This window comes from Porphyromonas circumdentaria (assembly GCF_900167105.1).
Classification (GTDB): Bacteria; Bacteroidota; Bacteroidia; order Bacteroidales; family Porphyromonadaceae; genus Porphyromonas; species Porphyromonas circumdentaria.
This window is the reverse complement of record NZ_FUXE01000009.1, coordinates 18,719-32,579: the sequence shown is the minus strand read 5'-3', so window position 1 is coordinate 32,579 and position 13,861 is coordinate 18,719. Positions and strand designations below refer to the sequence as shown.

The following is a 13,861-nucleotide window of genomic DNA, read 5'->3' as shown; positions in this document are numbered from 1 at the left end:
TTGTTACTCTTTATACACTGTAGGGTCTGTAACTCCCGCCTTTATAAAAGCCTCTTTACGCTCTTGGCAGGTGGCACAGCGACCACACTGTATAGCTCCGCCTTCATAGCAGCTCCATGTATCGGTATAGTCAATTCCTATGCGACTGCCGATAGATACAATTTGATCTTTGTTCAGATGGGTGTAGGGAGCGCAGAGCTGTATTCGGTTGCTTGTTCCCTCCTCGATACTTTTCATCATGGGCTCAATAAAAGAGGCGCGACAATCGGGGTAAATGGCGTGATCTCCAAAATGATTGGCGATAAATATCCTGTCTAAGTTACGACTCTCGGCAAGCCCCGCAGCAATACTTAGCATGATACCATTACGAAACGGGACTACAGTCGATTTCATATTCTCTTCTGTATAAACTCCTTGAGGTATCTTACCACCGCTTAGAAGTAGATCACTGCGAAAATAACGCCCCATGAAATCAAGGGGAATCGTAATGTGGGGGATAGATAGTAGACGGCAATGCCGCTCGGCACATGGAATTTCCGATGCATTATGCTTAGAACCATAGTCAAAAGTGAGAGCAAGAGCTATCTCTTCTTTGTAATCGTATAGCAGAGTAGTACTGTCAAGACCTCCAGACAGTACTATCAAACCATCTTTTTTACCGTTGTGTAGCATCTCTATATCGTGGTTGGAACAGAATGAGAAAACTCAGAGTGGGGAGGTAACGGATACGTGTCGCAACCTCTTTCCCTCTGAGTTTTCTTTATAGGAGTGCAGGCTTGTCTTTAGTAAGCACGAGCAAAAAGAACTCTGCACTTAGAGGGTTTCCCCGTTACCATACAAACACCAGGGGTAGGGTCTCCGTTTAGAGGAATACAGCGTATAGTAGCTTTTGTTTCTTCCTTTATGCGAGCCTCTGTTTCTGGCGTACCATCCCAGTGTGCCAATATAAAGCCTCCTTTTTCTATCTCTGTTTTGAACTCTTCGTAGGTCTCTACGGTACGAGTGTTTGCTTCGCGATAGTTAAGGGCTTTTTGGTAGATGTTTTCTTGAATATCTTTGAGTAGTTGCTCGATGTGGTCGCAGATACCTTCCAGAGGTACGGTCTCTTTGGTCAATGTGTCTCGACGAGCAACCTCTACGGTACCCTGTTCCAAGTCTCGAGCTCCGATAGCTAAGCGAACGGGCACTCCCTTGAGTTCGTACTCTGCAAACTTCCAACCGGGTTTTTTATTATTGCTGTCATCAAATTTGATGCTGATGCCACGCTTGCGACACTCCCCAAGAACGGGGGCTATCTTATCGTGGATTTCCTTGAGGTTCTCATCCGTTTTGTAGATAGGTACCACCACTACTTGCAGCGGAGCCAGTGTGGGAGGTAATACCAATCCGTTATCGTCGGAGTGTGACATAATCAGAGCCCCCATAAGGCGGGTAGAAACCCCCCAAGAGGTAGCCCATACGTACTCTCTCTTACCCTCTTTATTCAGGAATTGTACGTCGAAAGCTTTTGCAAAGTTCTGCCCCAAGAAGTGAGAAGTCCCCGATTGTAAAGCCTTACCATCTTGCATGAGAGCTTCTATGGTATAAGTGTCGATAGCTCCTGCAAAGCGTTCGGTCTCGCTTTTAACACCACAAATTACAGGTACGGCCAGTACTTTCTCGGCAAAGTCTGCATAAACGTGTAGCATCTTACGTGCTTCTTCTACAGCTTCTGCCTCTGTTTCGTGTGCTGTGTGTCCCTCTTGCCACAGAAATTCTGCTGTGCGGAGAAAGAGACGGGTGCGCATTTCCCAACGTACTACGTTAGCCCATTGATTGCAGAGTATCGGTAGGTCTCGATAGCTTTGTATCCAATCTTTATAGGTACTCCAGATAATGGTTTCTGATGTCGGACGTACGATGAGTTCTTCCTCCAACTTAGCCTCTGGGTCTACTATCACTCCGCTCCCGTCGGGTGCGTTCTTTAGCCTATAATGTGTTACTACGGCACACTCTTTGGCGAAGCCTTCTACGTGATCAGCCTCTCTACTGAGGTAGCTTTTCGGTATAAAAAGAGGGAAGTAGGCATTCACGTGCCCTGTTTCTTTGAAACGACGATCCAACTCTTGTTGCATCTTTTCCCAGATAGCATAGCCATAAGGCTTGATTACCATACAGCCACGCACCGCGGAGTTCTCTGCCAAGTCTGCTTTTGTTACCAAATCTTGATACCACTGTGAGTAGCTTTCACTACGAGGGGTTAGCTCTTTGATTTCTTTAGCCATAAATGTACTTAGTTACTATAGACTTACTTATATCCCACAAAATTAGTAGAAAGAAGCGAGAATATGTAATACTGTTTTTGAAGTAGTTCGCCAACTGAGCCATTTTTGATATTCTTTTTCCTCCAGACGGTTAGTAAAAACCATTTATTTTACGCCTGATAGAAAAGCGATAAGAGCCGATTATTTGAAAAAAACTCAGGCGTAGTTAGCCAAACTAGTGCAGAATGCTCTAAGAGGGTAGGCTCCGAAAAGGTCAAACCTTATTGTCAAGACTAAAACAGAGATGGCACAAGAATATAGTTAAGTTACTTATAAAAAGCATTTTAATAGGGACTATAAGATCAAAAAGTTAGGAGTAATTCTTTATTTGTAGATTGCAAATATATATATTCAATCTAAATATATATATATTCAATCTTAGTATATATATTTGCAGCCTGCAAATAGAGATTTCTTCCTGTGCAAAACGACTTTTTGTCGGGAGCTTTTGAACTTTACCACAGGAGTAAAGGAAGTTAAGAACAGAGTATCCCATAGTGGGAGCCTTTAATTCTCTTGATTTTATGGATACTCAAATGTCATAGTTGTGATACTTTTTACTTTCACTCTGCGACAGGTGGAGGCGATTAGCTGCATAGTGACGCGCTTTTCTCTGAAAAGTTATTGTTGTAGAACGGTAAGAGAATAAAAAAGCTTAATATGCTGCTTGCCTTATTACCATATAGGGGGAAAAAGCTATTTTTGCCTACCAAATAACTACCCTATAAGGAGGAAGACCGAAAAACGTAATAGTTAAAGAGAACGTAGGAGTGAAAGACAAAAAGGACCGCATCAAGAGTCTCTATAGAGATTTCAAGGATTATGCTCGCAGACATCCGTTTAAGGTTATTGTGGGTATAGGTGTTTTGTTGATTTTGTACTCCTTGCTTTTGGGTGATAATAACCTATTTATTCGCCAGAAGTATGCTCAAAGAGTCAAAACGCTCGAGAGGAGACTCTCGCAAGCGGAGCAGAAATTCCGTAAGGACAGTGTGCAGCTTAACTGGAATCTTGTGGATAAAACAGAGTTGGAGCATGTGGCTCGGACCAAATTTAACTTCAAAAAACCAGAAGAGGTTGTTTTCTTTCTCGTGGATAGTGCAACCTTAAAACCTGCAGAGTAATAAAGTATTTGATTATGTTCTCCAAGCAATGCAATAGGCTCTACGTCGCAAGCACTCTTTTACTTCTCTTAGCCCTTCTGCTTCTTATTATCTTTGAGATGTCTTGGGCGCGTTATATCTTATTGCTGGGTGCTCTGGGGTACCTGCTTTCTGTGGTTTCTTTCCGCCCCAAAAAAGCGTCGCTTCGTCTCAATAGGCTTATTCGTATGGGGCATTTTTCTGGATTGCTTTGGTTGGCAAGTGCTATTGCTCTGCTTTTTAATAGTTCCCTTTGGGCTATTTTTGCAGGCGTTGCTTGCTTGTTTATGCTCTACAGCAATATAATGATAACCTTCTCTAAAGAGGCAAAGAAGAGTAGATGAAAAATAAAACTTCGGTACGAAAAAGACGTCAACTAGTAGCCAGATGGAAGTGCGATCGCACGACTTCTGTCCTTGAAGCTATGGGTAAACTCTTGCCAGATAGTAGTCGCACATCTCATAAACAATACCTCCGAGATCGTTGTCTGAAATTGAATGGCGAGGTATGTACATCTTCTCTCACCGAAGTAAATGAGGGAGACCTCCTTGAACTCTTTAGTGTCGGCTTTTTGCCACCTCTCTTTACTCCCGAGATAAAGCTTCTTTGGGAAGATGATTACTTTATTTTGGTGCAAAAAGAGGCGGGGTTACACACCATATCTACACGTGAAGGAGAGAAAAGGACAGTTTTTCGTCTTGTGGCAGATTACTACAAGGCGGGCAATAGTACGGAGAAGATTTTCCTCCTGAATCGTTTAGATAGAGAAACGCCTGGTTTGATACTTTTTGCTCGTAATAGAGAAATTCAGCAAGAGGTGTTGGAGAATTGGGGTAAGTATGTGTTAGCCCAATCTTTTACGGCATTAGTCGAGGGGGTAATCCCCAATGAAGAGGGAGAGCTGACCTCTCTTTCCGAAGCTTCTACCAAAATGTCGCAGAGTAAGGTGCCTAATAAAAAGAAGAATACGTCTCATGCCGAGGCTCCACGTCGCTCTCGTGTTTCTTACCAAGTTTTGGAGCGCGGTCAGTGGCGTACTTTACTTTATCTTACATTGCATGGTCGTTACAATGGTATTAGAAGCCAACTGAGTGAAAAAGGTAACCCTATAATGGGTGAAAAAAATAAGGGGTGTTTGCTGCGAAGTACAAAAGAACTTGCTATCACCCAAAGTGAAATGCTCTTTTTGCACCCAGTGACGGGGAAAAGACATCATTTCAAGTTAGAAACTCCCGAGTATATTTACAGCCTTTTAAAGGGGAGATTAACCAGCAGCGAACGTGCTGCAATACAGGAAAAAGAGACTCCTGTAAGTGAAAAAGCATTTAATTTAAGCTCTATAAAACCAATAAAAAGAACGTAATGAACAAGAGAACTATTTACCGATTAGGTTTCTTTTCTCTTCTTTTCACCCTGTTTCTGAGTAGAGGGTATGAAATGAAGGCGCAAATGCACCTTGATGTGCTTTCGTGGAAGGCAACTCTTGAAGACAAGGGGACCGCTGAAAAGAAAATTATTGTAACAGCCAAAATTAAAGATGGTTGGCACCTTTACGATCAAAACATGCCAGAGGATGGCCCTAACTCTACAGAGTTTACATTCTATAAGTTACAAGGGGCGAGAAAAGTGGGCGGTTTTGTTGCCGATCGTAAAGCTACCGAACAGTACGATAAACAGTTCGAAATGACACTTCGCTTCTTCGACAAGCAAGTTTCTTTTGTACAGAATATCGTTGTTACCGACCCTGAAAAGTTCTATATAGAATTAGGGGTTACGGCCCAAGCATGCGATGATCAAGCTTGTTTGCCGCCTGCAACCGAAGAGTTTACTTTCAAGCGTACGGACCTTAAGTCTACTGCTGCCGATACTTCTGTGCCAGAGGATGCAACACAAGCAGGAGAGGGTACTACTCAAGAGGCTTTGGAAAATGTTGAAGATGCCGCTGCTGTTTCTGCGACAGAGGGAGCTATGTCCGAAGTTTCTTCAGACAAATTATGGACTCCAGTAGTCGATACATTGAAAGCTTATGGAGATGAGACATTGAAACAAACAGACTCTTCTCTGCTCGAATTGCTCCTTTTCGGATTTTTGGGCGGTCTTGTGGCTCTCATTACTCCTTGTGTGTGGCCAATGATTCCGATGACGGTGAGCTTCTTCTTGAAGAGAACTAAGGATCGTAAGAAAGCGATTAAAGATGCCATTATATACGGATTGGGTATTGTTGTTATCTACCTCGTTTTAGGGTTGTCTGTAACTCTCATTTTCGGCGCAAGTATGTTGAATAACTTGGCGACGAATGCGGTATTTAACCTTATCTTCTTTGCCGTTTTAGTACTTTTTGCCATCTCTTTCTTTGGAGCTTTCGAGTTGGTATTGCCCGCTAAATGGACTAATAAATTGGATAGTAAGTCCGACTCTACAACGGGGGTGTTGAGTCTCTTCTTTATGGCATTTACACTCGTGTTGGTATCATTCTCTTGTACAGGTCCTATTATCGGTACATTGCTTGTACAAGCTGCCTCTATGGGGGATATACTCGGTCCTGCTGTGGGTATGTTCGGTTTTGCCGTAGCTTTGGCTCTTCCGTTCTCCCTCTTTGCCATCTTCCCCAACATGCTGCAGAATATGCCTAAGAGTGGAGGCTGGTTAAACTCTGTAAAGGTTGTGATGGCTTTCTTGGAGTTGGCACTTGCACTCAAATTCCTCTCTATTGCAGACTTGGCATACGGATGGGGTATCTTGGATAGAGAGACGTTCTTGGCACTCTGGATTGTTATATTTGCTTGCCTCGGATTGTACCTTTTGGGTAAAATCACTTTCCCTCACGACACTCCATTAGAGAAGGTGGGGGTAGGACGCTTCTTCTTAGCACTGATTTCACTCTCGTTTGCCGTTTACATGGTACCTGGGCTTTGGGGAGCTCCTCTTAAGGCTGTGAGTGCTTTCTCTCCTCCTTTGTCAACGCAAGACTTTAACCTCTATGATGGACAGGTACATGCTAAGTTCGACAGTTACGAAGAGGGCATGCGTTATGCGAGGGCAAATAACAAGCCTGTGCTTGTAGACTTCTCAGGATTTGGTTGTGTAAACTGCCGTGAAATGGAGAACTCTGTATGGATCAATCCTAAGATTAAGTCGATATTGGAAGAAGATTACGTACTCATCACTTTGATGGTAGACGATAAAACTCCTCTTCCAGAAGTTATCGAGGTAGAAGAGATGATCGGGTCTACTCTTAAGCGCACCAAGCTTCGCACTATAGGTGATAAGTGGAGCTACCTACAGAGAAGCAAGTTTGGAGCTAATGCTCAGCCTTTCTATATTCCTTTGGATCATGAAGGAGTACCTGTAGGTCCTTCTTACCAACATGACCTTGATGTAGAGAAGTATCGTACCTATCTAAGTGATGGTATTAAGGAGTTTAAGGCGCGTCAGGCTGGAAAGCCAGCTCCTGTAAGTCATGATACTAATAAAAAAGAGGTACAAGTGGCAGAATAATATAGATTGATGATGGAAGGCTGCTTTTTGTTGGCGACAACGGGAGCAGCCTTTTTTTTATACCATACGCAACAAAAGGACTTTATTCCTATTAAGCAGTTTAATAGTATGAATGCAAAAACAGATAAAGTAGAGGCTTTTGCTCGCTTGCTCGATGTCTTAGACACATTGCGCGTACAATGTCCGTGGGATCGAGAGCAAACCAATGAGACGTTACGTGCCAATACAATAGAAGAAGTGTATGAGCTTTCGGAGGCTTTGATACAGAAAGATATTTTTAATACAAAGAAAGAGTTGGGCGATGTCTTGTTGCACATCTTGTTCTATGCCCGCATTGCTCAGGAGCAGGGAGCATACGATATTGCCGATGTGTGCAATACTCTTTGTAATAAACTTATATTCCGTCATCCTCATGTGTATGGAGAGAGCAATGTAAAGTCTTCCGATGCTGTAACACAGCAGTGGGAGCAAATCAAGCAGAAAGAGAAAGATGGGAATAAAACGGTCTTATCTGGAGTGCCGACAGCTCTACCCTCTGTTGTAAAGGCATATCGTATTCAAGACAAAGCACGTGCCGTGGGCTTCGATTGGGAGGAGCCTTCGCAGGTGTGGGACAAGGTCTCGGAGGAGATACAAGAGGTGCAACAAGCGATACGCTCCAGCGACCCTGCAACCATTGAGGAGGAGTTTGGCGATTTGCTTTTTGCCGTAATCAATGCTGCTCGTCTGTACAATGTCAATCCCGATAATGCTTTGGAGCAGACCAATCGGAAGTTTATCGACCGCTTTGGATACATCGAAACGGTGGCTCGAGAGCGAGGCAAAGATATTAAGCAACTTACTTTCGAAGAGATGGAGACTCTTTGGTGTGAGGCCAAAAAGAAATAGTTCTAATCGTACCCTAACACATAGTAAAGCTATCTATGTACTGCCCGATATGCCAAAAAGAAGGCTCTCAACCGATAGGTGTTGCCAAAGATTATTTGGTCTCTCACGAGAGTTTTACCTTGGACCAATGCCCGCACTGTGGCTTTATCCGCACTGCCGATGCTCCGAAGGGAAAGCAATTAGGTTTGTACTATAAAAGTGCGGACTATATCTCACACAGCGATACTCAGAGAACTTTCTTTGACCGTCTCTATCATAGAGCGCGTAAAAGAATGCTTGCTGTTAAGAGAAAACTTATAGAAAGACAGCTCGTAAGTCTTGGAGAAAAAGAGCCTCCCATTGCTCTTTTAGATATAGGGTGTGGTACGGGATACTTCGCTCGATATATGCAAGAGCATGGTTATCATATTACAGGAATAGAGCAAGATGCCGATGCGAGAGATTTTGCTCAGAGGAACAATGGATTTTCTCCCTATTCGTCTCTCTTAGAAGCTCCTTTAGAAGAGGGGAGTTTTGACTTGATAACTCTATGGCATGTATTGGAACATATAGAAACATTGGAGGAGCATCTTGAGAAAATAAGTAGGATAATAGCTCCTAAAGGTTTGCTTGTTGTGGCACTTCCCAACCCTTGTAGTTGGGATGCACACTACTATAAAGAGGCATGGGCAGCATGGGATGTACCTCGTCATTTATGGCACTTTTCTCCCGACAATATACGACAGTTACTGCAATGCTATGGCTTTACACAGAGGGCTGTACGTCCTATGTTTTTAGATGTCTTTTATATTGCTTTGCTTTCAGAAAGGCAGAGAGGAATTCCGTTTCTATGGGCTGGTGTGAAAGCTATCTTTATCGGTTTGGTAAGCTTCATGAAAACTTTATTTTCTTCTCGTGAGGCAAGCTCTTTAATTTATTTCTTTACACGAAAATGAAGCACTATTTAGCCCTATTTGCTTTACTATCTTTTGCTATAACTCTCTGGGGGCAGGAGAATAAGGAACAATGGAATGCTGACTTAGGGGTAGAAACTTTCTTTAGAAATAATGAGTACTCCGCCCCCTATGGCACAGGATATACACTACCAGGGTATAAGCTGACGGCAAAAGCTTCTTATGAAAAGAGATTCTCTTTCGGATTGGCTCGACTTGAGGGAGGGATACATACCATGGGATATTGGGGTGCTACAACCTATCCTAAAGGAACATGGTTTGCGGAATTACCGCACTGGACAGAGCAGTCGGAACAACAAAAATGGGGGAGAATAATACCCCTTGTTGGACTTGTCTTTGCTCCTAATGATAAGCTTACCCTACGCATGGGGTTAATTGACAAGAAAGACAATCACGGTTTAATAACCCCCTTATATAATCCAGAACTTCGTTATACTGCCGATCCCGAGCAGGGAGTACAGTTGAAAGTAGAGTATCCATTCTTTCAAGGGGATGTTTGGATTGATTGGCAGAGTTTTATTTTTAGAGCAGATAGACATCAGGAGGCTTTTACTGCAGGATTGACAGCTTCTACCCCTCTACTTAAAACCTCTTTATATTGCTTGGAGGGAAAGCTTCAAGCTACTGCTACACACCGTGGGGGTGAGATAAATTGGCTTCGCTCCGATACGGTGCATACTTATTCTGCCCTAACACTGGGGCTCAAACACTCTTTTTATCTTTTTCCCTCTGCACCAGAGAGAGAACTTTCGTTAGAAACCTTTTTTTTGCTCTCTTCTATGCGTACAGCAGAAGCCAATAATCCTGTAGGTAAAGGTGTATATGCTCTTTTAGACTTTACAACCCGACGAATTTCTACCTCTTTTTCTTATTGGCGAGGATGGCATTTTGTCGCTCCCATGGGGGGGCCTTTTGTTAATAGTAGAGCCTTATGGGAAGGACCTTATACAACTGATGCCTTGAGTACTTCATTTTTTTCACTCAAAGCACACTATGCCTTTGTGAAGAGCAGGGTCCTTTCGTTGGGAATTCAGGGGCAAATATGGTATCATTTGCAACCTTTACCTCGAAAGAGTAGCTTGAGTCATGCTTTAGAACTCTATTTTTCGTTTGTTCCCCAGTGGAAGTGGTAACTCCATCGTATCATCTTATTGCATTTATAAGCATTGGACATCCTTGTTCATGTGTAGGACTTTGTGTCGATACGCAAGTTACTATTCTTAGGTTTTTCTGTCAGTAGACTTTTACTATTTGGAATCCATTCATGAAAAAGGGTCATAGATTTTCTCTCGAAATCTACGACCCTTCTCTGAGTTATACTATAATTTTTTCTAAGACTATTTGTCGGATCAGAAGAGTATCACCTTGCCAGCGTAGCGATGCCCCCACACGTCTACAGCCAAGTAAACGTAGGTCCCCTTGGGAAGTTGAGCTACTGACAAAGAGCATGCTCCCTGCTCAATATCGTTACGGAGTACCACAGCCCCCTCAATATTGTATAGTGTGATATTGCTCAATGAAACATCGCTCCAATGGAGAGTCTCCCCTTGGTAAGAGACTTTCAGTGTAGAGCCAGTATCTGAAGGTTGGTCAATAGAGGTAGGTTTTTTGCACTCATCGATTCCTTGTGTTTTATAGATAAAGTCTTTGTGTTGGAAGCAACGCAAGGCTCCACGAGTGTAGTAGGAGAGTTGTTGTTGTATATTCTTTGTACCCTCTGCCATTGCTTGAAGCTCTTTGTACATAGCATTGCCAGGGTTGGGGAGCACTCCAATCTGTTCGAGGATGGTAGCATTCCACTCTTTGGGTTGATCCTTTTGGTTGTCTAATCTAAAGTGATATACCTGTTGTTGGAGTTCTCTACCGTTGATTACTACCATTTTAGTAGACTGTAGGGTTATTGTGAGTATTACCTCTCTCTCTTTGCCCGTTGTTGGGTCTTGCACTTTCTCTTTGGAAGAGGCGATAGGGCTACCCACTGTTGTATTACCAAGGTTTATAAGGGGGTATAAGCTTCCCAGAATAGTGAGATAAGCCATTCCATAGGTAGTACATTCGATTTTTTGTTCAAAAACCAAGTCGGGCGTTACGGCACTCTTCTCGAAGACTTCGCTACGTATCACTTTGCTATTTTTATACTTGAAGTAAGGAGTCCATTCCTCTTTTATTACCTCTGCCTTGGTGTATCCGATACCCGATGGATTTTCGTAGTACCAAACGGCTCCCATGCTAGCAAAGGCTTCGCACTTTCTTGGGTAAGCGGGTGTTATGTAGTCGCACTTTTCTGTTGAGAGTTGATACGAGATGCGTCCATCAGAGTAGCAACGAAACGAGGTAGGCGTGTAGGGATCTGCTGCCATTTTGTGCATAAATGTGTCGTGCAGCTTAAAATCGACAATGTCATCCATGCTAATGTCTCCCTCTAAGCCCTTTTGACTTTTGGGAATAAGCCCCACGAACTGGAGCACGTCGGCATCTAAAGTCATTTCACCTGTGTGGAAACGGTAGGTTTGTTTAATCAGTTTTTTACCATCGATCTCGACTGTTTCTTTGTTTACCACGGTGATTTTTCGAGTATTGCCCCCGCCTGTTACTTCAATGAGAGTGTCTCCTACATTGGCATCTAAGTCGTAACGCAAGAGGCGGTGGTAGGTTACTGTACCATCATTATTACTCATTTTTCTTAGTTCATAGGCTTTGCCTCCCTCGAAAAACCAGTAACGAGTTTCTGTTTTAGAGGGCATTTCGGCATCGTCTGTGTAGGTTTTGAAACTTACTTCAAATACTTTTTGCCCATCCACAACAGTCTCCTTCTCGATGGTTACCTTTATAAAACCAAATCGGTCGTAAGGATAGGTACCCCAGTCTATGGATTGGGTAAGCTCTTTATAGTGCCAAGTGGCACCAATCTCAGGGTGTAATGGCAGGGAAGTTTCTTGTGCAGAGACGTAAAAAAGACCCCACACCATCCCTAAAAGAAGTGTAAGTAATTTTTTCATAGGAAATAAATATTTATTTATACTTGCTTGCAAATGTATTTGATAGAAATTGATTTTGCAAATAGTAAAGTACAAAAAGACCCTTTTACGAAGTCGTAAAAGAGTCTTGTCTTAAATGTATGAAATTTTAAGCGTTGCTTTTAGCCGAAATTCTATGCTTGTATTTCGTCGATATTTACCAGTTTATTGACGATGGCATAAATGGTAAGCCCACTTGGACTGTGGATTTTTAGCTTCTTGGCAATGTTGCGTCGGTGGGTAATTACGGTGTGAATAGAAATAGAGAGCTTGGAGGCAATTTCTTTGTTTGTAAGTCCCTTGGCAACAAAGGCTACGACATCTTTTTCTCTGGGAGAAAGTAAGCGTTCGTTTTCGTCGTCCAAATCCTCTTCCTCTGGTAAGGCTATTGTCGAAAGTATTTGTTGTATGAATGCCTCTGGCTGCTCCTCAAGATTTAGTGTAGCATCGTATCCCGTCAGATAACCTGAGTACATATTGTTTACACATAGGGCTATAAGCTTGCTTCTGTGTGCAGACTTCCATTGTACCTCTGCATGAAACCCAAAAGCTATGGGATTAGCAAGGATAATGTCTGGAGAGAAAAAATTGATAGAGGTCATTAAACTCTCCATATCCATCGTATTTGTTAGTTGTACACGAAACCTATTATTCCGCTTTAGTATTGCCTCGACTCCGAGCCTAATAAAAGGATTGGGCTCTATGATTAGCAGTTTGTATACACTCTGTAGCATGGATTCTTTTATTCGTCAAAATCTTTTTATTTATCTACCCAGCAAAACATGGGAGTTAAGTGCTTAGGCTTCTTTTTTTTCCATCTTTCTAATGAGGGGGACAAATAGGTTGTCTTCAATGAAGTTATGGGTTGCCAAATCTTCCTCTGTAGAGAAAATTTCATGCAATACGGCTGTCAACTCATATCCATTGCCTCCAGGGTAGTACTTTATGAGAATGTTCTTGAGTTCGCTAATCTTAGCCTCAATCTTATCGTGTCTCTTGCTGAATATATCTATCTTGTAGTTATTGGCATCTTTGCTCTTATCTACCAGATTCGTTACGTAGGGGAAAACAGTTTTATCTTCATACCCCATGTGTTTGTGCACTTCGTCAACGTATTCGTCAAAGAAACGGTTAATTAAAAGTACTATATCCCGAGGGCCTCCCTCGATAGCTTTACGCAGTTGCTCTCGTATGAGCGGAAGTCGGTAGTCCAAAAAGTAATGGTGCGAGCGTTTGAGATAGTCGATAAGAGTAGGAGCTGAAAGCTCTTCTAACTCTGAGACTTCGGGGGTCGATGCATGAAAAGCTACAGCATTGATTACGGCCAAAAGCGTGGGAGTGTGAACGTTGTGTTGGTTACATACTTCACGAATTGATTGCTCTCCAAAGCCCAACGGAATACCAAATCGGGTGATTACGAGTAGTAGATCATAATGACCGCAGATGAGGTCACTCATGAGTGTATCTGCTGTATATCGATGAATTTTATTTTTGTTCATAGAATTATAGTTTAATTACTTCCCGCAAAGGTACATAAGCCTTATCACACTAACAATAAGCGACCATACCTATAACTAATGAGATACTTTTAGAGATTTCTTTCTGGTTGTTTTTTAGCTTGGGTTTATGATAGAATTTCTTTGGAGGCTGTATGGTTTCCTTTTTATGTGCGTTGGCAGAATTAACGTTAGAGTGGGCTATGCCTTTGGAAAGCCTCTCTGTTACGGTGTCAAAACTTCAAACGGCGTAAAAACGTCTTATACAATCTTCTATCTTACCTATTGAAAAAAGGAAAAGGTGTTTGACAAAAAATTATTTCTTCCTAAGCATTTCTTTATTTGTAGATTGAATATATATATATTCAGATTGAATATATTTATTCTTAAGTTGAATATACATATATGCAGATTGAAAATAAAGAATTGCTCGTAACCTTTTGATTTTATGGTATAAAGGATTTTCTCTTTTAGGCGTTATATATTGACCTTTTATGCTGTGTTTATCTGGAGGGTAACTGTAACAAATCTTGAGTGAATAAAATTAAAAATACGATGATGGAA

Annotated in this window: 12 protein-coding genes; 7 read left to right on the top strand and 5 right to left on the bottom strand. The window is 42.2% G+C overall.

What is annotated here, in order from left to right; genetic code table 11:
- Positions 1-3: 3 nt before the first annotated feature.
- A complete protein-coding gene (queC, locus tag B5D06_RS05120) occupies positions 4-672 on the bottom strand; it encodes a 7-cyano-7-deazaguanine synthase QueC (RefSeq protein WP_078736939.1) in 669 nt (222 codons plus the stop codon).
- 110 nt (positions 673-782) lie between these two features.
- Positions 783-2,264, bottom strand: coding sequence for a proline--tRNA ligase (gene proS, locus B5D06_RS05115; protein ID WP_078736938.1), 1,482 nt, complete (start codon positions 2,262-2,264; stop codon positions 783-785).
- An 809-nt stretch (positions 2,265-3,073) separates the two neighbouring features.
- Between proS and B5D06_RS05110 the strand changes: the two genes are divergently transcribed.
- The 7 genes from B5D06_RS05110 to B5D06_RS05080 all read left to right on the top strand — a co-directional run bounded on the left by B5D06_RS05110 (position 3,074) and on the right by B5D06_RS05080 (position 9,917).
- Positions 3,074-3,427: a septum formation initiator family protein gene (locus B5D06_RS05110; protein WP_078736937.1), complete on the top strand. Its 354-nt coding sequence runs from the start codon at positions 3,074-3,076 to the stop codon at positions 3,425-3,427.
- A gap of 14 nt (positions 3,428-3,441) precedes the next feature.
- Positions 3,442-3,789, top strand: coding sequence for a hypothetical protein (locus tag B5D06_RS05105; RefSeq protein WP_078736936.1), 348 nt, complete (start codon positions 3,442-3,444; stop codon positions 3,787-3,789).
- Positions 3,786-4,808 (top strand): pseudouridine synthase, encoded by a 1,023-nt coding sequence (locus B5D06_RS05100; RefSeq protein ID WP_078736935.1) that lies wholly within the window; start codon positions 3,786-3,788, stop codon positions 4,806-4,808. The genes B5D06_RS05105 and B5D06_RS05100 overlap by 4 nt, the downstream gene beginning before the upstream one ends.
- A 74-nt stretch (positions 4,809-4,882) precedes the next feature.
- Entirely contained in the window at positions 4,883-6,943 is a 2,061-nt protein-coding gene (locus B5D06_RS05095; RefSeq protein ID WP_234989559.1) for a protein-disulfide reductase DsbD family protein, read from the top strand.
- Between the two features lie 108 nt (positions 6,944-7,051).
- Positions 7,052-7,831, top strand: a complete 780-nt coding sequence (mazG, locus tag B5D06_RS05090; protein ID WP_078736984.1) for a nucleoside triphosphate pyrophosphohydrolase — start codon at positions 7,052-7,054, stop codon at positions 7,829-7,831.
- 35 nt (positions 7,832-7,866) lie between these two features.
- Positions 7,867-8,766 (top strand): class I SAM-dependent methyltransferase, encoded by a 900-nt coding sequence (locus tag B5D06_RS05085; RefSeq protein WP_078736933.1) that lies wholly within the window; start codon positions 7,867-7,869, stop codon positions 8,764-8,766.
- Positions 8,763-9,917 carry a hypothetical protein gene (locus B5D06_RS05080; RefSeq protein ID WP_078736932.1) on the top strand — a complete coding sequence of 385 codons (1,155 nt, stop codon included), beginning with the start codon at positions 8,763-8,765 and terminating at the stop codon, positions 9,915-9,917. Before B5D06_RS05085 ends, B5D06_RS05080 begins: the two co-directional genes overlap by 4 nt.
- 216 nt (positions 9,918-10,133) lie before the next feature.
- Here the strand turns inward: B5D06_RS05080 and B5D06_RS05075 are convergent, their stop codons facing one another.
- The 3 genes from B5D06_RS05075 to B5D06_RS05065 form a co-directional block, all read right to left on the bottom strand.
- Entirely contained in the window at positions 10,134-11,783 is a 1,650-nt protein-coding gene (locus tag B5D06_RS05075) for a hypothetical protein (protein ID WP_078736931.1), read from the bottom strand.
- Between the two features lie 152 nt (positions 11,784-11,935).
- Positions 11,936-12,535: a response regulator transcription factor gene (locus tag B5D06_RS05070; RefSeq protein WP_078736930.1), complete on the bottom strand. Its 600-nt coding sequence runs from the start codon at positions 12,533-12,535 to the stop codon at positions 11,936-11,938.
- A gap of 63 nt (positions 12,536-12,598) precedes the next feature.
- A complete protein-coding gene (locus B5D06_RS05065) occupies positions 12,599-13,300 on the bottom strand; it encodes a hemerythrin domain-containing protein (protein WP_078736929.1) in 702 nt (233 codons plus the stop codon).
- Positions 13,301-13,861 lie beyond the last annotated feature (561 nt).

What these genes read in the sequence shown, in the direction of transcription:
- B5D06_RS05100 (WP_078736935.1), top strand. Translation starts at nt 3,786, where the DNA reads ATGAAAAATAAAACTTCGGTACGAAAAAGACGTCAACTAGTAGCCAGA.
- queC (WP_078736939.1), bottom strand. Translation starts at nt 672, where the DNA reads ATGCTACACAACGGTAAAAAAGATGGTTTGATAGTACTGTCTGGAGGT.
- B5D06_RS05075 (WP_078736931.1), bottom strand. Translation starts at nt 11,783, where the DNA reads ATGAAAAAATTACTTACACTTCTTTTAGGGATGGTGTGGGGTCTTTTT.
- B5D06_RS05105 (WP_078736936.1), top strand. Translation starts at nt 3,442, where the DNA reads ATGTTCTCCAAGCAATGCAATAGGCTCTACGTCGCAAGCACTCTTTTA.
- proS (WP_078736938.1), bottom strand. Translation starts at nt 2,264, where the DNA reads ATGGCTAAAGAAATCAAAGAGCTAACCCCTCGTAGTGAAAGCTACTCA.
- mazG (WP_078736984.1), top strand. Translation starts at nt 7,052, where the DNA reads ATGAATGCAAAAACAGATAAAGTAGAGGCTTTTGCTCGCTTGCTCGAT.
- B5D06_RS05080 (WP_078736932.1), top strand. Translation starts at nt 8,763, where the DNA reads ATGAAGCACTATTTAGCCCTATTTGCTTTACTATCTTTTGCTATAACT.
- B5D06_RS05065 (WP_078736929.1), bottom strand. Translation starts at nt 13,300, where the DNA reads ATGAACAAAAATAAAATTCATCGATATACAGCAGATACACTCATGAGT.
- B5D06_RS05085 (WP_078736933.1), top strand. Translation starts at nt 7,867, where the DNA reads ATGTACTGCCCGATATGCCAAAAAGAAGGCTCTCAACCGATAGGTGTT.
- B5D06_RS05095 (WP_234989559.1), top strand. Translation starts at nt 4,883, where the DNA reads ATGAAGGCGCAAATGCACCTTGATGTGCTTTCGTGGAAGGCAACTCTT.
- B5D06_RS05070 (WP_078736930.1), bottom strand. Translation starts at nt 12,535, where the DNA reads ATGCTACAGAGTGTATACAAACTGCTAATCATAGAGCCCAATCCTTTT.